This is a genomic window from Streptomyces sp. KMM 9044, assembly GCF_024701375.2.
In the GTDB taxonomy this organism is placed as follows: domain Bacteria; phylum Actinomycetota; class Actinomycetes; order Streptomycetales; family Streptomycetaceae; genus Streptomyces.
Genome location: NZ_CP113910.1, coordinates 4,678,714 through 4,697,049, shown reverse-complemented (window position 1 = coordinate 4,697,049; position 18,336 = coordinate 4,678,714). Strand labels below are relative to the sequence as shown.

The following is an 18,336-nucleotide window of genomic DNA, read 5'->3' as shown; positions in this document are numbered from 1 at the left end:
GCGCCGCCGACAGGAACGGTTCACCGGATGCGACAGTCTTCTATAAGGGGACGCACCACGCGTACGCGCACGCATCAGGCGTACCGCTTGTTACGGCTGCACCGCCATACCGGCTGCACCGGCCATACCGGCTGTACTGGTTGTATCGGCCGTACCCGCAGGAACAAGGCGAAACAGGAGTCCGTGCACGACATGAGCGACGAGCCGCAGCCACAGCAGCCCGGCCAGGGCTGGGGCCCCCGAGAGCCGAGGCCCGGGCGCACCGGATGGCGCCGGATCGTCCCCACCTGGCGGATGACGCTCAGCGCCTTCCTCCTCTCCGCGCTCCTGCTCCTCGGCGTCTTCCTCCTCGGCTACACCCTCGTGCAGATCCCGCCCGCCAACGCTCTCGCGATCAAGCAGGCCAACGTCTACCTCTACGCCGACGGCTCCGTCATCGCCCGGGACGGCGAGGTCAACCGGGAGAACGTCGGCCTCGGCCGGATCTCGAAGGACGCGCGGCACGCGGTCCTCGCCGCCGAGGACCGCGACTTCTACACCGAGTCCGCCGTCGACCCCCAGGCCATGATCCGCGCCGCCTGGAACACCGCCACCGGCAAGGGCAAGCAGTCCGGCTCTACCATCACCCAGCAGTACGTGAAGAACTACTACCTGCGGCAGGACCAGACCGTCACCCGCAAGGTGAAGGAGTTCTTCATCGCCATCAAGCTGGACCGCGAGCAGAGCAAGGACAAGATCCTCGAGGGCTACCTCAACACCAGCTACTTCGGCCGCAACGCCTACGGCATCCAGGCCGCCGCCCACGCCTACTACGGCGTGGACGCGAAGGACCTCGACGTCGGCCGCGCCGCCTACCTCGCCGCCCTGGTCAACGCCCCCAGCCAGTACGACGTCATCGCCCACCCGGAGAACCGCCCGGCCGCAGAGTCCCGCTGGAACTACGTCCTGGACGGCATGGTCGGGAAGGGCTGGCTGAGCACGACCGAGCGGGCCGGACTGACGTTCCCCACGCCCAAGGGGAACACCGACTCCACCGGCATGTCCGGCCAGCGCGGCTACATCGTGCAGATCATGAAGGACCACCTGACCGGGAACAGGATCGTGGACGAGGAGGAACTCGACGCGGGCGGCTACCGCATCACCACGACCCTGCAGAAGGACAAGCAGGACGCCTTCGTCGAATCCGTCAACGACAACCTGACGGACCGGCTCGACCAGGAGGCACGCGAGGTCGACACGTACGTCCGCGCCGGCGGCACCGCCGTCGAGCCGAAGACCGGCAAGGTCCGCGCGATGTACAACGGCATCGACTACGTCAAGCAGTACACCCCCAACGCCACCCGCAGGGACTACCAGGTCGGCTCCGTCTTCAAGCCGTTCGTGTTCGCCTCGGCCGTCGAGAACGGCTCCAGCACCCAGGACGGCCGCCCCATTACCCCGAACACCGTCTACGACGGCACCAACAAACGGCCCGTCGAGGGCTGGCCCGGCGGCCGCTACGACCCGGCCAACGAGGACGACCGGTCGTACGGCGACATCACCGTCCGCGAGGCCACCGACAAGTCCGTCAACGCCGTCTACGCCCAGATGGCGGTCGATGTCGGCTCCGACAAGGTCCGGCAGACCGCCATCGGCCTCGGCGTCCCCTCCACCACACCCGAACTGACCCCCTCCCCGTCCATCGCCCTCGGCGTCGCCACCGCCAGCACCCTGGACATGGCCGAGGCGTACGCGACCCTCGCCAACCACGGCGTGCACGGCGACGCCGTCCTGATCGAGAAGATCGCCAAGGACGGGAAGGAGACGGTGCCGCTGCCCGAACGAAAGACACGCCGGGCCGTCAGCCGCGAAGCCGCCGACACCACCACCGCCGTCCTGCGCGGCGTCGTCCAGAACGGCACCGCGTCCGCCGCCCTCGGCGCGGGCCGCCCCGCCGCCGGCAAGACCGGCACCGCGGAGGAGGACAAGGCCGCCTGGTTCGCCGGCTACACCCCCGAACTCGCCACCGTCGTCGCGGTCATGGGCCAGAACCCGGTCACCGCCGCACAGGAGAAGCTGTACGGCGCGATGGGCATGCCCCGCGTCAACGGCGGCGGGGTACCCGCCGAGATCTGGGCCCAGTTCACCCGGGACGCGCTGGAGGGCGAACCCGTCAGCGACTTCGACCTCGACCTGCAGGCCGGCGCCGAACGGACCGCGCCGCCCACCGCCGACTCCAGCTCCCGCCCGTCCGCCACCGCCCCGGGCGACGACACGTCCAGGACCCCCGGACAGGACGGAAGCACGAGCCGCGGCCCGGACCCGGGCGACGGCAGCAGCGAGAACGGGGACAACGGAGGCGGGACGAACGACGGCACCAACGGCGGCACCACGGACGGGCCGACCGGCGGCACCACGGGCGACGCGGACAGCGGCGGACCCGGGGAAACCGGCGGGGCGGGCGGAACCGGCGAGGACACCGGCACGGGCGGCCGCGGCGGCCTCACCGGATTCATCCCACGCCCCCGCGGCGACTGACCGACCGCACCACGCGGCTCCCTCGACGTCGGGGCTCAGTGCCCCGACGTCGCCTTCAGCCCCACCACCGCGACCACCAGCAGGCACACGAAGAAGATCCGGGCGGCGGTCACCGGCTCCCCCAGCACCGCCATGCCCAGCACCGCCGCCCCGGCGGCCCCGATCCCCACCCACACGCCGTACGCCGTGCCGATCGGCAGCGTCTTCGCCGCGTACGACAACAGCACCATGCTCGCCACGATGCCGGCACCGGTCAGCAGGCTGGGCACCAGCCGGGTGAACCCCTCGGTGTACTTCATCCCGACCGCCCAGCCCACCTCGAGCAGACCGGCCACGACCAACAGAACCCACGCCACTCCAGGCACCTCCGGAACACGACTCGACACGTCGAAACGGGAGTGCGTCGTCTTTGCCTCACCCCGGTACGGCGCGTCTCGTCGGGGCCCAGTGGGTCCGTCCACTCTAAAACCCCGGCCAGGACGGCCGGAAGGGCTGGTGACCATGGTCACCAGCCCTTCCGCACAGTCTCACCGACCTGCAAGACCTACAGGTACAGGCCCGTCGAGTCCTCCGACCCCTCGAACCGGTCCGCGGCCACCGCGTGCAGATCACGCTCGCGCATGAGCACGTACGCGGTACCCCGCACCTCGACCTCCGCACGGTCTTCCGGGTCGTACAGCACCCGGTCGCCCGGCTCCACCGTCCGGACGTTCTGTCCCACCGCGACGACCTCGGCCCAGGCCAGCCGACGGCCGACCGCCGCCGTCGCGGGAATCAGGATGCCGCCCCCGGACCGCCGCTCGCCCTCGCTCGCGTCCTGCCGCACGAGTACGCGGTCGTGCAGCATCCGGATGGGCAGCTTGTCGTCGTGCCGGGGGGCGTGCTCGTTCTTCTTGGCGCTCACGCCTGAAACCTACCTGCCTACGCCACCGACGTACGCGACCGGGTCCGGATCAGCGCCCGCGCCGACGGGACCCCAGGGCCAGCAGCCCCACCACGCCCACCACCAGGACCGCGGCCGGCACGACCCGCTCGAGCCGCGGCGACCCGTTCACGTCCACGAACTGCGCCTTGACATCGCTCACCACACGATTGGCCCCGACGTACGCCCTGCCGAGCGTGTGATCGACGTTGGACGCGACCCTGGCCTTCGCGTCCCCGACGATCGTCTTCGGATGCACCCGCGCGCCGATCTCGTCCAGGGTCTCGGCCAGCACCGCGCGACGGCGACTGATGTCCGCCTCGATCTGCGCCGGGGTCCTGGTGTCCGCCGTGTCCGCCACCGTGTCGCCTCCGAAATCCGCTGAAACCATAAAAGCCGTACCTGTGCCGGACAGTCTGTCAGCTTCGCGCCGCCCCGCACGGTCAAGGCACCCGGATACCCTCGATCCCGGCATCCGATCCACCCAGCGTGTACGTACGAGGAGACCCGACCGATGAGCGAACGCCTCGAGCCCGGAGACGTGGCCCCCGCCTTCACCCTGACCGACGCGGACGGCACCGACGTGTCCCTGGCCGGCTACAAGGGCCGCAAGGTCATCGTCTACTTCTACCCGGCGGCGCTCACCCCCGGCTGCACCAAGCAGGCCTGCGACTTCACCGACAACCTGGACCTGCTGGCCGGCGCGGGCTACGACGTCGTCGGCATCTCCCCCGACAAGCCCGAGAAGCTCGCCAGGTTCCGCGAGCAGGAATCCCTGAAGGTCACCCTCCTCGCCGACCCGGACAAGCAGGTCCTGGAGGCGTACGGCGCCTTCGGCGAGAAGAAGCTGTACGGCAAGACGGTCGTCGGCGTGATCCGCTCCACGGTCGTCGTCGACGAGGAGGGCAAGGTCGAACGCGCCCTCTACAACGTCAAGGCGACGGGCCACGTGGCCAAGATCATCAGGGACCTGGGCGTCTGAGACGCAGCGCCCGCGAACGGCCCGTACCCACACCCCGGTACGGGCCGTTCCGCATGTCGTGCGTGACCGCCCGGCAAACGGTTCGTCACTCCGTACGAGACCGCGAACGGGTGGCCGGGAACGGAGGGGACTCGAGGGGAGTCGGCGCGTACGCGAAGGAGCGGCTGGAGGAGGCGGCCCGGGGGCGCGGACGTCGCCGGAGGCGTCGGTGCGGCGGGGGGATCCGGAGGGTTCGACGCGGGCGTACGTCCGGGAGCGGACGAAGAGATCGGACGCGGACGTTTCACACGCCGCGGGGGAGCAGATTCCAACCGCGTGTTCTCCGGGACAGGCGCACCGGCGAGGAAGGTCGGACTCCCTTCCCGTGAAGAGTCCTGAAGACTTCCTGGTCCTGCACGGCATCAAGCGCCGCGCGAGAACACCACAACTCCGTCGAGCCCTGAGCGGGATCGGTGCACCCGAACGCTGCGCCGCGTGGTGACGTCGGGCCCGACCGGCGCGGGATGCCGATGATGTCGGAGGTCGGTCACATCGACGGGGAACGGCGGGACGGCCGGCGTGAGAACTTGCGGTTGCTCCGCCCCGGCTGCCACGCGGTCACCAGCACGTGGTGCAGGGGAGGCGCCAGGCAATGCACGCCCCCCGGTAGCATGAAAGGCACCAGCGGCGGTGGCGCAACGGCGACGCGGCAGACTTAGGATCTGTGGCCCTTGATCGGGCTTGAGGGTTCGAATCCCTTCCGCCGCACACTAAAGGCCTGCGCATCGAAAGACGATGCGCAGGCCGTTGTCATGTGGGCTCAGCCCAGCAGCTCCCGCACCGCCGGTACCAACGCCCGGAAGGCCCTGCCCCGGTGGCTGATGGCGTTCTTCTCGGCGGGGGAGAGCTCCGCGCACGTCCTGTTCTCCCCGTCCGGCTGGAGGATCGGGTCGTAGCCGAAACCGTTCGTGCCGGCCGGGGTGTGGCGCAGGGTGCCCCTCAGCTGGCCTTCGACGACACGCTGCGTGCCGTCGGGGAGGGCGAGGGCGGCGGCGCAGGCGAAGTGGGCGCCGCGGTGGGCGCCGGCGATGTCGGAGAGCTGGGCCAGGAGCAGGTCGAGGTTGGCCCGGTCGTCGCCGTGGCGGCCGGCCCAGCGGGCGGAGAAGATGCCGGGGGCGCCGCCGAGGACGTCGACACAGAGGCCGGAGTCGTCGGCGACGGCGGGGTGGCCGGTGGCACGGGCGAGGGCGTGAGCCTTGAGGAGGGCGTTCTCGGCGAAGGTGGTGCCGGTTTCCTTGACGTCGCCGACGCCGGGGCAGGCGTCGGCGCCGACGAGTTCGTGGGGCAGTCCGGCTTCGGCGAGGATCGACCGGAGTTCGGTGATCTTTCCGGCGTTGCGGGTGGCGAGGATCAGGCGGGTCATGGGGTCCAGTATTCCGGGCCCCCATGGCCGACCCGTCGCCGTTCCCGTCGGCTGCTTTCCGCCGGGTGCTACGGCGTGCAGACCTTGGTCAGTTCACCGGCCGCGTCGGTGACCGGGCTGATGTCGGGGGTGGGGTCGCCGTCCTCGAGGGAGGTGCGGACGTTGCCGACGGCCTTGTCGAGGCCGTCGACGGCCTCGCCGACGTCGGCGTTGTCGGTCTGGTCGCCTATCTCGCCGAGGTTCTGCTCGATGGAGTCGAGGGACTCCTCGAGCTGGGTGGCGTCGTTGGAGGCGTTGTCGACGGCCTGCTGGAGTTCGGTGACGCTGTCGGCGATGGCGTCGGCGGTGCGGACGCAGTCGAGTGCCTTGTCGACGGCGCTGCAGCCGGTGGTGAGTCCGGCGGTGAGCGCGACGGCCGCCAGTGTGGCGGCGACGGTGGTGGTGGTGGTGCGGCGGCGTCGGCGGCTCGCGGCCATGGACGGTCCCTCCCTCGTGGGGCCAGGACGGCCCTCCTCGCTGACCGGGCGCCCGGGGTCGAGTCGGGCGGAGCCGAGTCGATCCGTACGTCCGTGCCCCTGTAGACGCGGGGGTGGCCGGCGCGGTTGCCCGCGTCGGCCACCCCCTTGGTGCGTCTTTTACCTTTCGAGGACGCTATCAAGTGCGGTGCGCTGTGCGGTAGTCAGTGCGGCGCAGCCGGCGACGGCGAGGTCGAGGAGTGCGTTCAGTTCGGTCCGGTCGAAGGGCTGGGCCTCGGCGGTGCCCTGGACTTCGACGAAGCGGCCGTCGCCGGTGCAGACGACGTTCATGTCGGTGTCGGCGCGGACGTCCTCCTCGTAGCAGAGGTCGAGGAGGGGGGCGCCGTCGACGATGCCGACGGAGACGGCGCTGACGGTGCCGGTGAGGGGCTGGCGGCTGGCGCGGATGAGTTTGTTGTCCCTGGACCAGTTGATGGCGTCGGCGAGGGCGACGTAGGCGCCGGTGATGGCCGCGGTGCGGGTGCCGCCGTCGGCCTGGAGGACGTCGCAGTCGAGGACGACGGTGTTCTCACCGAGTTGTTTGCAGTCGATGACGGCGCGCAGGGACCGGCCGATGAGGCGGCTGATCTCGTGGGTGCGTCCGCCGATGCGACCCCGGACGGATTCGCGGTCGCCGCGTGTGTGGGTGGCGCGGGGGAGCATCGAGTACTCGGCGGTCACCCAGCCCTCGCCGCTGCCCTTGCGCCAGCGGGGGACGCCTTCGGTGACGGAGGCGGTGCAGAGGACCTTGGTGTCGCCGAAGGAGACGAGGACGGAGCCTTCGGCGTGCTTGCTCCAGCCGCGGTCGATGGTGACCGGGCGGAGTTGTTCGGGGGTGCGGCCGTCGTTTCGAGACATGGCGTCGAGCCTAGCCGTACAGGGGAGGGGCCCTTTCCCTGTACGGCTAGGCCGCCGCCGGGAAGGGGCCCTGGGGGGCCGGGAGTTCCCGGCCCCCCGGGTGTGCGGTGGTCACATCATGTCTTCGATCTCGGCTGCGATGGGGTCGGCGTCGGTGCCGATGACGACCTGGATGGCGGTGCCCATCTTGACGACGCCGTGGGCGCCGGCGGACTTCAGCGCGGCGTCGTCGACCTTGGCGGGGTCGACGACTTCGGTGCGGAGGCGGGTGATGCAGCCTTCGATCTCTTCGATGTTGCCGATGCCGCCGAGTCCGGCGACGATCTTCTCAGCCTTGGTGGCCATGTTCGCTTCTCCCTGATCCGAACCGCTTTGGTCGCAGTAACCCACAGTTGGCCCATCTTCGCGAGCGGTCGTGCCGTCGGTGCCGAAGGATGACGTCACGGCAGCGGGACCGCCCCCAACTGGTCTACACCACCAGGGGGCCGTCGCCAAAACCCGTCGCAGACGTCTGCCCGTGAAGGGGGCCGGATGAGTACGCGGAGTCCCGCCGGCGCCGAGCCTTCGGTCGGTCCCGTGCGGGAACGCCGGCACCGCTTCTTCCAGGGTCTGCAGAAGATGGGCCGCAGTCTGCAGCTGCCGATCGCGGTGCTGCCGGCGGCGGGCATCCTCAACCGGCTGGGCCAGCCGGACGTGTTCGGGGAGGACGGGCTCGGCTGGACGGACGTCTCCAGGGTGATGGTGGGGGCGGGCGGCGCACTGCTGGACGGTTCGCTGGGGCTGCCGCTGCTGTTCTGCGTGGGGGTGGCCATCGGCATGGCGAAGAAGGCGGACGGATCGACGGCGCTGGCGGCGGTTGCGGGGTTCCTCGTCTACTACAACGTGCTGCGTCAGTTCCCGCAGGACTGCCCGGAGGGCTCCGAGGCGGTTCCGAATGTCGGGTGTCAGGTGACGGACGGGACGGTGACGGCGTTCGAGTACCAGAATCCGGGGGTGTTCGGCGGCATCGTCGTCGGGCTGATGGCGGCGTACTTCTGGCAGCGGTTCCACCGGACGAGGCTGGTGGACTGGCTGGGCTTCTTCAACGGCCGGCGGCTCGTGCCGATCGTCATGGCGTTCGCGGCGATCGTGTTCGCCGCGCTGTGCCTGTGGATCTGGCCGCCGATCGGTGACGCGCTGGAGGGCTTCAGCGACTGGATGGTGGGGCTGGGCGCGTGGGGTGCGGGCGTGTTCGGTGTGGCGAACCGGGCGCTGCTGGTGGTGGGGCTGCACCAGTTCCTGAACGTGCCGGTGTGGTTCCAGTTCGGCAGTTACACCAAGCCGGACGGTTCGGTGGTGCACGGTGACATCAACATGTTCCTGGCGGGTGACCCGGACGCCGGGCAGTTCCTCTCCGGTTTCTTCCCGATCATGATGTTCGCGCTGCCGGCGGCGGCGCTGGCGATCACGCACTGTGCGAGGCCGGCCCGGCGCAAGGAGGTCGGTGGCCTGATGCTGTCGGTGGCGCTGACGTCGTTCGTCACGGGCATCACGGAGCCGATCGAGTACTCGTTCCTGTTCATCGCGCCGGTGCTGTACGCGGTGCACGCGGTGCTGACGGGGGTGTCGATGGCGGTGACGTGGGGGCTCGGGGTGCACGACGGGTTCAGTTTCTCGGCGGGGCTGATCGACTACGTCATCAACTGGAATCTGGCGACGAGGCCGTGGCTGATCGTCCCGATCGGGTTGTGCTTCGCGGGGGCGTACTACGTGATCTTCCGGTTCGCGATCACGAGGTTCGATCTGAAGACTCCGGGCCGCGAGCCCGAGGAGGAGGTCGAGGACACCACCAAGGCGTGAGCGGTCCTCGTCGCCCCCCGGCGACGGCAGCATGACCGGGGCCCCGCAGCCGTCGAGGACGACGGCTGCGGGGCCCCGGTGCGTTCGCCGTGCGTACGTACGTGCGTGCGTGCGTGCGTGCGTGCGAGCGGGGCGGGGTGCGGAAGTTCAGATCACGTACGTCGCGCCGGGCGCCGCGAGTTCCACCGGACCGTCGTAGGCCGTGCGGGCGTCGGCGAGGTTGACCTGCGGGTCGGTCCACGGGGCGATGTGGGTGAGGACCAGCCGGCGGGCACGGGCGCGGGCCGCCGACTCACCCGCCTCGCGGCCGTTGAGATGCAGGTCGGGGATGTTCTCCTTGCCGTCGGTGAACGCGGCCTCGCACAGGAACAGGTCGGTTTCGTGGGCGAGTTCGTCGAGCGCCGTACTCACTCCGGTGTCGCCGGAGTACGTCAGCGACTTCCCTCCGTGCTCGAGACGGATGGCGTACGCCTCCACCGGGTGCGCGACGCGTTCGATGTGCACGACGAACGGGCCGAGCTCGAAGGTGGACGGCTTGACCGTGTGGAAGTCGAAGACCTCGCTCATGGAGGAGGCCGAGGGGGTGTCGGCGTAGGCGGTGGTCAGCCGGTGCTCGGTGCCCTCGGGTCCGTGGACCGGGATCGGGCCGCAGCGGCCTCCGTCGTGCCGGTAGTAGCGCGCCACGAAGTACGCGCACATGTCGATGCAGTGGTCGGCGTGCAGATGGCTGAGGAAGATCGCGTCGAGGTCGTAGAGACCGCAGTGGCGCTGCAGCTCGCCCAGAGCACCGTTGCCCATGTCGAGGAGCAGCCGGAAGCCGTCGGCCTCTACGAGGTAGCTCGAGCAGGCCGATTCCGCGGACGGGAACGACCCCGAGCAGCCGACGACGGTGAGCTTCATGGAGCAGAAACCTCCGCTGGCGGGGTAGTGAAAACGGGGGTCGTGCGGTTCGTCGAGCGTAAGGCGCAAAACCTTCGGTCGCTCCTCCGCCAAAGGCGGTTGTGGGGGAACTCACCTGTGCTGTCACCGGTTCGGCTGGAAGCGGGTCACGTGGGGCGCGCGGGAGGGCGCGCGGGTGCGGCCCGCGCCGGTACCGTCGGGCCATGAACACGTCGTGGTGGCTCGCACTCGTCGCGGTGGTACTGCTCGCACTGGTCGCCGCGCTCGTGGACGGATGGGGCCGGGGACACCGGCCCCGCGTCCGCAGCGCGCCGGCCGGGCCGGAGGCGGTGACGGACGCGGGGGGCGGCCGGCCGCGGCCCGCGGAGATCTGGTGGGCCGACGTGCCCTACGAGGATGTGCCGGAGGCGGGGAACGGGGTGCCGTCGGGGGACGGGGCGTCGAAGGACCGGCCGTGTCTGGTGCTGGCGGTGCGCGGGGAGCGGGCGACCGTCGCGAAGATCACGACCCGCTTCCGGGAGGGCCGCGCCGGTGTGGTCCCGCTGCCCGAGGGGTCCGTCGGGGACGCCCGGGGGCGGGCGAGTTTCCTGGAGACGGACGACCTGCGCGAGGTTCCGGTGCGGAAGTTCCGGCGCCGGGTGGGGGTCGTGGACCCGGCGGTGTGGGACCGGGTCCGGCATCTGGCGAAGTGAGCGCGGCGGCGAACGCGGGACGCGCCCGGAGGAACGGCGAGGGGGCCGGAGTGGATCTCCGGCCCCCTCGTACTGCGCCTGGGTGCGCCTGCTCTCGTGTCACGCCCAGAGCTGGCCCTGGAGCGTTTCGATGGCTTCCTCCGTCGTGGCGGCGGTGTAGACGCCGGTCGACAGGTACTTCCAGCCGCCGTCGGCGACGACGAAGACGACGTCGGCGCTCTCCCCCGCCTTGAGCGCCTTGTTCGCGACGCCGATCGCGGCGTGCAGGGCGGCCCCGGTGGAGACACCGGCGAAGATGCCTTCCCGCTGGAGGAGTTCACGGGTCCGGGTGACGGCGTCGGCGGAGCCGACGGAGAAGCGGGTGGTGAGGACGGAGGCGTCGTACAGCTCGGGGACGAAGCCCTCGTCGAGGTTGCGCAGCCCGTAGACCAGGTCGTCGTAGCGGGGTTCGGCGGCGACGATCCGCACGTCGGGCTTGTGCTCGCGCAGGTAGCGGCCGACGCCCATGAGGGTGCCGGTGGTGCCGAGGCCGGCCACGAAGTGCGTGATCGAGGGCAGGTCGGCGAGAATCTCCGGGCCGGTGGTCGTGTAGTGGGCACCCGCGTTGTCCGGGTTGCCGTACTGGTAGAGCATCACCCAGTCCGGGTGCTCGGCGCCGATCTCCTTGGCGACCCGCACGGCGGTGTTGGAGCCGCCGGCGGCCGGGGAGGAGATGATCTCCGCGCCCCACATGGACAGGAGGTCCCGGCGCTCCTGCGAGGTGTTCTCGGGCATCACGCACACCATGCGGTAGCCCTTGAGCTTGGCGGCCATCGCCAGGGAGATGCCGGTGTTGCCGGACGTCGGCTCCAGGATGGTGCAGCCCGGGGTGAGCCGGCCGTCCTTCTCCGCCTGCTCGATCATGAACATGGCCGGACGGTCCTTGATCGAACCGGTCGGGTTGCGGTCCTCGAGCTTCGCCCAGACACGGACGTCGGCCGACGGCGAGAGCCGCGGCAGGCGCACCAGCGGGGTGTTGCCGACCGCGGCCAGCGGCGAGTCGTAGCGCATCCGGATCAGGCCGTGCCGCCGGCCACGGCCGGCAGGATCGTGATGCTGTCGCCGTCGGTCAGCTTGGTGTCGATGCCGTCGAGGAAGCGGACGTCCTCGTCGTTGAGGTACACGTTGACGAAGCGGCGCAGCTGGTCGCCGTTGGCGTCGTCGACGAGGCGGGCCCGGATGCCGGCATGCCGGGTCTCGAGGTCGGCGAAGAGCTCGGTGAGGGTGTTTCCGGTACCCTCCACCGCCTTCTGACCGTCGGTGTACTGGCGGAGGATGGTCGGGATCCGGACCTCGATGGCCATGGCGGAGGGCTCCTTCGGTGATGTCGTCTGTCGGTGGGCGCGCGGCGGCGCGGGCGGCGCACGGGTGTCCGTGCACGGTGGTGCCGCCGGGCTCACGGGCCGTGCGGCGGGAGGCTCGATGTCAACAGATGGCGCTGGCGAGTCGGCACAGGTCGACGTGCAGCCGCGCCACGAGCAGCTTGCCCGGCGTCTTGTCGCTCACGTCATGGAGAACCATGGGGTCATCGTATCGATTCCCGATGACCGGATCCGAGTGCCGTCTCACACTCCGGAAGACGGGCGACCGGCATGTGGGAAGAGGCTGTTCGGAGCCCGGTCCGCGCCGCTCGCGCGGGGGTCCGGCACGGCTCAGTACGCCTCGACGACCTCGACCTCCTCCTCCGTGACCTCGCCGTCCACGATCCTGAAGGAGCGGAACTGGAAGTCGCCGAGGCCGTCGGTGTCGGCGGTGGAGACCAGGACGTAGTGGGCGCCGGGCTCGCTCGCGAGGGAGATGTCGGTGCGGGAGGGGCGGGCCTCGGTCGCGGTGTGCGAGTGGTAGACGATCACCGGTTCCTCGTCGTTGTCGTCCATCTCGCGGTAGAGCTTGAGCAGGTCCTTCGAGTCGAACTCGTAGAACGTGGGTGAGCGGGCCGCGTTCAGCATGGGCACGAAACGCTCGGGGCGGCCGGAGCCCGCCGGGCCCGCCACCACGCCGCACGCCTCGTCGGGGTGGTCCTCGCGCGCGTGGGCGACGATCCGGTCGTACAGCTCCTGGGTGATGGTCAGCATGAAGCTCAGGATAAGCAGACGGGCCGCTCCGTACCGGGGGGTGGTACGGAGCGGCCCGGATGCCGGACACCTGCGGGTCACCGGCCGGACGGCCAAGGGTCTCCGGCCGGTGGCCTCGGGAGTCAGAGGGCCTTCGCGGTCTCCGTCTCGTCCGCGTCGGGCGCCGGGCCCTCAGCCTGTCCGGCCTTGCGGACCTTGACGTACTCCAGGAAGGAGTTCAGCTCCCGCTTGACCACGGGGGCCAGCAGGTAGAGGCCGATGATGTTGAACACGGAGAGCAGGAAGAGCGCCGAGTCGGCGAGGCTGATCAGGGAGTCGAGGGAGAGCAGGGAGCCCGCGATCACGAACAGGCTCCACACCGCCTTGAAGGTGATCTCGCTGACCTTGCCCCGGCCGAAGAGGTACGCCCAGGCCTTGAGGCCGTAGTAGCCCCAGGTCAGGATCGTGGAGAAGGCGAACAGCAGCACCGCGACCGTCAGCAGGTTCGGGAACCAGGGCAGGACGGTCTCGAAGGCGTCGGAGGTGATGGTGACGCCGCCGATGCTCTCGCCCTCGCGGGCCTCGCCCCAGCTGGCGGGGTTGGCGATGACGATGGTGAGCGCGGTCATGGTGCAGACGACGACCGTGTCGATGAAGGGCTCGAGGAGGGCGACCAGTCCCTCGCTCGCGGGGTGCTTGGTCTTGACCGCGGAGTGGGCGATCGGGGCGGAGCCGAGGCCGGCCTCGTTGGAGAAGGCGGCCCGCTGGAAGCCGACGATCAGGGCACCGATCACACCGCCCGCCACGCCTTCGGCCTCGAAGGCACCCTGGAAGATGGTCCCGATCGCGTCGGGCACCGCGGTGACGTTGGTCAGGATGACGACCAGGCAGGCGACGATGTACATGGCGGCCATCGCCGGGACCAGCCGGCTGGTGACCGAGGCGATGGAGCGGATGCCGCCGAGCAGCACGAGGCCGACCAGGGCGGCGACGACCAGACCGAACAGCACGGCGCCCGCGGAGGAGGCCAGGAAGCCGTCCTCGCCGCCGAAGGTCGAGGAGATCTGGGCGTAGCTCTGGTTGGTCTGGAACAGGTTGCCGCCGAAGAGGCCGAAGAAGAGGATCATGACCGAGGCGAGCACGGCGAGGACCTTGCCGAGCACGGCGCCGCCGCTGCCGAAGCGCTCGGCGAGGCCCTTGGGCAGATAGTGCATGGGCCCGCCGGAGACGGTGCCGTCGGGGTGCTGCTCGCGGTACTTCACGCCGAGGGTGACCTCGACGAACTTGGTCGCCATGCCGAGCAGGCCGCAGAGGATCATCCAGAAGGTGGCGCCGGGACCGCCGATGGAGACGGCGACGGCGACACCGGCGATGTTGCCGAGGCCGACGGTGCCGGAGACGGCCGCGGTCAGCGCCTGGAAGTGGTTGACCTCACCGGGCGAGCCGTCCTCGTCGTACTTGCCGCGTACGACGTCGACGGCGAGCTTGAACTTGCGCACCTGGACCAGGCCGAACCAGCCGGTGAAGACCAGGCCCGCGATCACCAGCCAGGCGACGATGAGCGGAAGGTCGGTGCCACCGACGGAGACCGTGTAGAAGACGATGTCGGCGGCCGTGGTCGCGACGGGATCGAAGAAATCGCCGACGGCGTCGTCGATGGATGTGGTGATGGAGTCGAGTGACATCGAACTACCTCAAGGGGTGGGGATGTGCTGACGTGGTGCAGCAGAGCGGCACGACGTCCGGCACATGACCTGCGGCATGGACGGACGTCGTCCGTTCGGCGACGGAGCACCGGCAGCAACCGGCTTCCCGATCACAGCGGCTTCCCCCGGTCACGGCGAGTCGGCGCCGCAAGCGAGTTGCCAGGTTTTACCACGCCGTTTACACATAGTTGAGTGATGCATGTCACACCAGGTCACTCGAAGGCAGTAACCAGAAGGGTCGGTGACAGGATCGTTATCCGGATTTGAGGATCCCCTGAGCGAACGGATCAGCGGAGGTGTCCGGACATTCGGCACGCCGCTACGGCATGACCGCGGGTTTACGGCATCAGGGTCGATACCAGGGTTTCCTGGAGCCCTCCGAGCCACAGGTAGGCCATCACCATGGGCTTGCGCGGGTCCTCGTCCGGGAGGTGGAAGAGGAGGTCGGTGTCGTCCTCGTCGTCGATCTGCAGCCGGGAACCGATCGCCAGCCGCAGGTCGTTCAGCGCGCCGAGCCACTGCCGGGACTCCTCGGCGGAGAGCTCGAGCACCGCCCCTCCCCCGCCGGCCACGGCGAGCCCGTCCAGGGAGCGGATCACCGCGAGGGCGTTCTCGCGCTTGCCGGCCCGCAGGTCGTTCTCGGTGAAGCGGCGGAACTCCGCGGAGTGCGCCCGCCGTTGCTCGGCGCCCTCGGCCGGGGCGGACGCGCCGGGGTCGCCGTAGGCGTCCGGGAAGAGGCGGCGCAGCACGGGGTCGGCGGGCGGTTCGCTCGGGCCCTCGGCGAAGAGTTCGGCGAGCGGGTCGTCGGGCGCCTGCGCGGCCGGGCCGGGGCCGATCAGCTCCACGAGCTGTACGGCCAGGGAGCGGATGATGGAGATCTCGACGTCGTCGAGGGCGACGGACGCGCCGCCGCCGGGGAGCGGTTCGAAGTGTCCTGACATGGAGGCGATTCGCTACTTCCGGTCCTGCGGGCGGGGGCGGGTCATGGGCGGGCTGCTTCCGGTCCGGCCGGCGGGTCGCTCCCGGGCCGGGCGGCGGGCTACTTCCGGTCCTGCTGGAGCGTGGCCCACAGGCCGTAGCCGTGCATGGCCTGGACGTCGCGTTCCATTTCCTCGCGGGTGCCGCTGGAGACGACGGCCCGGCCCTTGCGGTGGACATCGAGCATGAGCTTGGTGGCCTTGTCCTTGGAGTAGCCGAAGTACGCCTGGAAGACGTACGTCACGTAGCTCATGAGGTTGACCGGGTCGTTGTGGACGAGGGTGATCCAGGGGGCGTCGGGCCCGGGCACGGCGAAGGTCTCTTCCGCCGACTCGGTGCGTTCGATCTCCAGGGGTGCGGGTGACGTCACACTGCCCATGCTGCCACCGGAAGGGGCCGGGAGTACAAACCGGCCCGCGCGGGCCCCCGCGGAGCCCCGCGGACCGGAGACCGGAACTGAAATCGTCAGAACGACGAAAAGGGGGTAGCATCCGTCATATGAACACAGCGGACCTTGGGCTGCCGGTGGCGGTGCCGTCGACGGCGCTCTTCACCGACCACTACGAGCTGACGATGCTGCAGGCCGCCCTGAGCGGTGGCACCGCCGAACGGCGCAGCGTCTTCGAGGTCTTCACCCGGCGCCTGCCGGAGGGCCGCCGCTACGGCGTCGTGGCCGGCACCGGGCGGGTCCTGGACGCGGTGGAGAACTTCCGTTTCGAGGGCCCCGTCCTCGAGTTCCTGCGCGAGAAGAACGTCGTCGACGGGCCGACCCTCGACTGGCTGGCGGACTACCGCTTCTCCGGGGACATCTGGGGCTACCCGGAGGGCGAGGTCTACTTCCCGGGCTCGCCGGTCATGCGCGTCGAGGGCAGCTTCGCGGAGTGCGTGCTGCTGGAGACGGTGATCCTGTCGATCCTCAACCACGACTCGGCGATCGCCGCGGCGGCCTCCCGGATGTCGTCGGCCGCCGGGGGCCGGCCGCTGATCGAGATGGGTGCCCGGCGCACCCACGAACTGGCCGCGGTGGCCGCCTCCCGGGCCGCCTACGTGGGCGGCTTCACCTCCACCTCCGATCTGGCGGCCGGCTTCCGCTACAACATCCCGACCGTGGGCACCTCCGCCCACGCCTTCACCCTGGTGCACGACAGTGAGCGGGACGCCTTCCGCGCGCAGGTGGACTCCCTCGGCGCCGGTACGACGCTCCTGGTGGACACCTACGACGTGGCCGAGGCCGTCCGTACGGCCGTCGAGGTCGCCGGCCCGTCCCTGGGCTCGGTCCGGATCGACTCCGGCGACCTGCTGCTGGTCGCGCACCGGGTTCGCCAGCAGCTGGACGAGCTGGGCGCCACCGGCACGAAGATCACCGTGACCTCGGACCTCGACGAGTACGCCATCGCCTCGCTGGCCGCCGCGCCGGTGGACGCGTACGGCGTCGGCACCCAGCTGGTGACCGGCTCCGGGCATCCGACGGCCTCCATGGTCTACAAGCTGGTCGCCCGCGCCCGGTCCGCCGACGCCGGGGCGCCGCTGGCTCCCGTGGCGAAACGGTCCTCCGGCGGCAAGACGTCCATCGGCGGCCGCAAGTGGGCCGCGCGCCGGCTGGACGGGCACGGCGTCGCCGAGGCCGAGGTGGTCGGCACCGGGCGGCTCCCCGAGGAGCTGGCCGACCGGCAGCTGCTGGTGGAACTGGTCAAGGGCGGCGAGGTGACCGCGACCGCGCGCGAGCCGCTGGACCGGCTCCGCGCACGGCACGCGGCGGCCCGCGCCGGCCTGCCGCTGTCCGCGACCCAGCTGTCCCGCGGGGAACCCGTCATTCCGACGGAGTACCTGCACCTGGGCTCGGGTAGCTAACGGCTGTCCTGGGAACCCGCCCCCTGTCCCCCGTCCGCCCCCTCGACCGACCCCCAGCCGAAGGAATCCGACCATGCGCCGCGCCTTGATCGTCGTTGACGTGCAGAACGACTTCTGCGAGGGGGGCAGCCTCGCCGTGTCCGGCGGTGCGGATGTGGCCGCCGCCATCACCGAGCTGATCGCACGGGTACCGGCCGGGTACCAGCACGTGGTGGCCACCCGCGACCACCACATCGCCCCCGGGGGGCACTTCGCCGACAACCCCGACTTCGTCCGCTCCTGGCCCGCGCACTGCGTCGCCGGGACGGAGGGCGTCGGCTTCCACCCGTACTTCGCCCCCTCGGTCGCCTCCGGCGCGGTCGACGCCGTCTTCGACAAGGGGGCGTACTCGGCGGCGTACAGCGGCTTCGAGGGGGCCGAGGAGAACGGGGTGCCGCTGGCCGACTGGCTGCGCTCCCGGGAGATCGACGAGGTGGACGTGGTGGGCATCGCCACCGACCACTGTGTCCGGGCGACCGCCCTGGACGCGGCCCGCGAGGGCTTCCGCACCCGGGTCCTGCTGGACCTCACCGCGGGCGTGGCGGCCCGGACCACCGAGCGGGCGCTCGAGGAGCTGCGCGGGGCGGGCGTGGAGCTCGCGGGGAAGCCGGTCGTGCAGTGAGCCGGCCCCGTCGGGGCGTACGCGCGGCGGTCCGGCGAGCACGTGTCGGCCGTGCGCCCGGCGGTCGGACAGGTCTCGTCCAGTCACGCCCCGGACGGGCACACGCCGGACGGACGAGCCCCGGACGGACACACCCCGGACGGGCACACGCCGGACGGACACACGCCGGACGGACGAGCCCCGGACGGACGAGCCCCGGACGGACACACGCCGGACGGACGAGCCCCGGACGGACACACGCCGGACGGACGAGCCCCGGACGGACGAGCCCCGGACGGACACACCCCGGACGGACACACCCCGGACGGACACACCCCGGACGGGCACACGCCGGGCGGACGAGCCCCGGACGGGCACACGCCGGGCGGACGAGCCCCGGACGGACACACGCCGGGCGGACGAGCCCCGGACGAGCACACG

Annotated in this window: 21 protein-coding genes, 1 tRNA gene and 1 riboswitch; of the genes, 7 read left to right on the top strand and 15 right to left on the bottom strand. The window is 70.7% G+C overall.

The window, feature by feature from the left end; genetic code table 11:
- The first annotated feature begins 192 nt into the window (after positions 1-192).
- A complete protein-coding gene (locus HUV60_RS21130) occupies positions 193-2,517 on the top strand; it encodes a transglycosylase domain-containing protein (RefSeq protein ID WP_257848817.1) in 2,325 nt (774 codons plus the stop codon).
- A 35-nt stretch (positions 2,518-2,552) separates the two neighbouring features.
- Here the strand turns inward: HUV60_RS21130 and HUV60_RS21125 are convergent, their stop codons facing one another.
- The 3 genes from HUV60_RS21125 to HUV60_RS21115 all read right to left on the bottom strand — a co-directional run bounded on the left by HUV60_RS21125 (position 2,553) and on the right by HUV60_RS21115 (position 3,800).
- A complete protein-coding gene (locus tag HUV60_RS21125; RefSeq protein WP_257848816.1) occupies positions 2,553-2,873 on the bottom strand; it encodes a DMT family transporter in 321 nt (106 codons plus the stop codon).
- Positions 2,874-2,914: 41 nt separating this feature from the next.
- Positions 2,915-2,974, bottom strand: a riboswitch (guanidine-III (ykkC-III) riboswitch).
- Between the two features lie 87 nt (positions 2,975-3,061).
- A complete protein-coding gene (locus HUV60_RS21120) occupies positions 3,062-3,421 on the bottom strand; it encodes a GroES family chaperonin (protein ID WP_257848815.1) in 360 nt (119 codons plus the stop codon).
- A 49-nt stretch (positions 3,422-3,470) separates the two neighbouring features.
- Positions 3,471-3,800, bottom strand: coding sequence for a DUF3618 domain-containing protein (locus tag HUV60_RS21115; protein ID WP_257850187.1), 330 nt, complete (start codon positions 3,798-3,800; stop codon positions 3,471-3,473).
- 153 nt (positions 3,801-3,953) lie between these two features.
- Between HUV60_RS21115 and bcp the strand changes: the two genes are divergently transcribed.
- Both bcp and HUV60_RS21105 read left to right on the top strand, forming a co-directional pair.
- A complete protein-coding gene (bcp, locus tag HUV60_RS21110; protein WP_257848814.1) occupies positions 3,954-4,421 on the top strand; it encodes a thioredoxin-dependent thiol peroxidase in 468 nt (155 codons plus the stop codon).
- A gap of 663 nt (positions 4,422-5,084) precedes the next feature.
- Positions 5,085-5,168: transfer RNA gene (locus tag HUV60_RS21105), tRNA-Leu, on the top strand.
- 52 nt (positions 5,169-5,220) lie between these two features.
- On the opposite strand, the gene rdgB is transcribed toward HUV60_RS21105, so the two are convergent.
- The 4 genes from rdgB to HUV60_RS21085 form a co-directional block, all read right to left on the bottom strand.
- The gene (rdgB, locus tag HUV60_RS21100; protein ID WP_257848813.1) at positions 5,221-5,823 is read right to left on the bottom strand and encodes an RdgB/HAM1 family non-canonical purine NTP pyrophosphatase; all 603 of its coding nucleotides are present in this window, start codon (positions 5,821-5,823) and stop codon (positions 5,221-5,223) included.
- 68 nt (positions 5,824-5,891) lie between these two features.
- Positions 5,892-6,299: a hypothetical protein gene (locus HUV60_RS21095; RefSeq protein WP_257848812.1), complete on the bottom strand. Its 408-nt coding sequence runs from the start codon at positions 6,297-6,299 to the stop codon at positions 5,892-5,894.
- Between the two features lie 159 nt (positions 6,300-6,458).
- Positions 6,459-7,196 carry a ribonuclease PH gene (gene rph, locus HUV60_RS21090; RefSeq protein WP_257848811.1) on the bottom strand — a complete coding sequence of 246 codons (738 nt, stop codon included), beginning with the start codon at positions 7,194-7,196 and terminating at the stop codon, positions 6,459-6,461.
- Between the two features lie 111 nt (positions 7,197-7,307).
- A complete protein-coding gene (locus HUV60_RS21085) occupies positions 7,308-7,586 on the bottom strand; it encodes a PTS glucose/sucrose transporter subunit IIB (RefSeq protein WP_257850186.1) in 279 nt (92 codons plus the stop codon).
- A gap of 141 nt (positions 7,587-7,727) precedes the next feature.
- Between HUV60_RS21085 and HUV60_RS21080 the strand changes: the two genes are divergently transcribed.
- The gene (locus HUV60_RS21080) at positions 7,728-9,035 is read left to right on the top strand and encodes a PTS transporter subunit EIIC (protein ID WP_257848810.1); all 1,308 of its coding nucleotides are present in this window, start codon (positions 7,728-7,730) and stop codon (positions 9,033-9,035) included.
- Positions 9,036-9,182: 147 nt separating this feature from the next.
- On the opposite strand, the gene HUV60_RS21075 is transcribed toward HUV60_RS21080, so the two are convergent.
- Positions 9,183-9,935, bottom strand: coding sequence for an MBL fold metallo-hydrolase (locus HUV60_RS21075; protein ID WP_257848809.1), 753 nt, complete (start codon positions 9,933-9,935; stop codon positions 9,183-9,185).
- A gap of 203 nt (positions 9,936-10,138) precedes the next feature.
- On the opposite strand from HUV60_RS21075, the gene HUV60_RS21070 reads away from it, so the two are divergent.
- On the top strand, positions 10,139-10,627 hold the full coding sequence (locus HUV60_RS21070; RefSeq protein WP_257848808.1) for a type II toxin-antitoxin system PemK/MazF family toxin: 489 nt from the start codon (positions 10,139-10,141) through the stop codon (positions 10,625-10,627).
- 99 nt (positions 10,628-10,726) lie between these two features.
- Here the strand turns inward: HUV60_RS21070 and HUV60_RS21065 are convergent, their stop codons facing one another.
- From HUV60_RS21065 to clpS, 7 genes are all read right to left on the bottom strand, one after another.
- Positions 10,727-11,677, bottom strand: a complete 951-nt coding sequence (locus HUV60_RS21065) for a PLP-dependent cysteine synthase family protein (RefSeq protein WP_257848807.1) — start codon at positions 11,675-11,677, stop codon at positions 10,727-10,729.
- Positions 11,678-11,682: 5 nt separating this feature from the next.
- On the bottom strand, positions 11,683-11,970 hold the full coding sequence (locus tag HUV60_RS21060) for a MoaD/ThiS family protein (RefSeq protein WP_257848806.1): 288 nt from the start codon (positions 11,968-11,970) through the stop codon (positions 11,683-11,685).
- A gap of 121 nt (positions 11,971-12,091) precedes the next feature.
- Entirely contained in the window at positions 12,092-12,187 is a 96-nt protein-coding gene (locus HUV60_RS33600; RefSeq protein ID WP_323056066.1) for a putative leader peptide, read from the bottom strand.
- A gap of 131 nt (positions 12,188-12,318) precedes the next feature.
- Positions 12,319-12,741 (bottom strand): M67 family metallopeptidase, encoded by a 423-nt coding sequence (locus HUV60_RS21055; RefSeq protein WP_257848804.1) that lies wholly within the window; start codon positions 12,739-12,741, stop codon positions 12,319-12,321.
- Positions 12,742-12,863: 122 nt separating this feature from the next.
- Complete coding sequence (locus HUV60_RS21050) at positions 12,864-14,405, bottom strand: alanine/glycine:cation symporter family protein (protein WP_257848803.1); 1,542 nt, start codon at positions 14,403-14,405, stop codon at positions 12,864-12,866.
- 359 nt (positions 14,406-14,764) lie between these two features.
- Positions 14,765-15,367, bottom strand: coding sequence for a DUF2017 domain-containing protein (locus HUV60_RS21045; protein ID WP_257848802.1), 603 nt, complete (start codon positions 15,365-15,367; stop codon positions 14,765-14,767).
- A gap of 98 nt (positions 15,368-15,465) precedes the next feature.
- Positions 15,466-15,783, bottom strand: a complete 318-nt coding sequence (gene clpS, locus HUV60_RS21040) for an ATP-dependent Clp protease adapter ClpS (protein WP_257848801.1) — start codon at positions 15,781-15,783, stop codon at positions 15,466-15,468.
- Positions 15,784-15,902: 119 nt separating this feature from the next.
- On the opposite strand from clpS, the gene HUV60_RS21035 reads away from it, so the two are divergent.
- Both HUV60_RS21035 and HUV60_RS21030 read left to right on the top strand, forming a co-directional pair.
- Complete coding sequence (locus HUV60_RS21035; RefSeq protein ID WP_257848800.1) at positions 15,903-17,255, top strand: nicotinate phosphoribosyltransferase; 1,353 nt, start codon at positions 15,903-15,905, stop codon at positions 17,253-17,255.
- 73 nt (positions 17,256-17,328) lie between these two features.
- Positions 17,329-17,916: a nicotinamidase gene (locus tag HUV60_RS21030; protein WP_257848799.1), complete on the top strand. Its 588-nt coding sequence runs from the start codon at positions 17,329-17,331 to the stop codon at positions 17,914-17,916.
- Positions 17,917-18,336 lie beyond the last annotated feature (420 nt).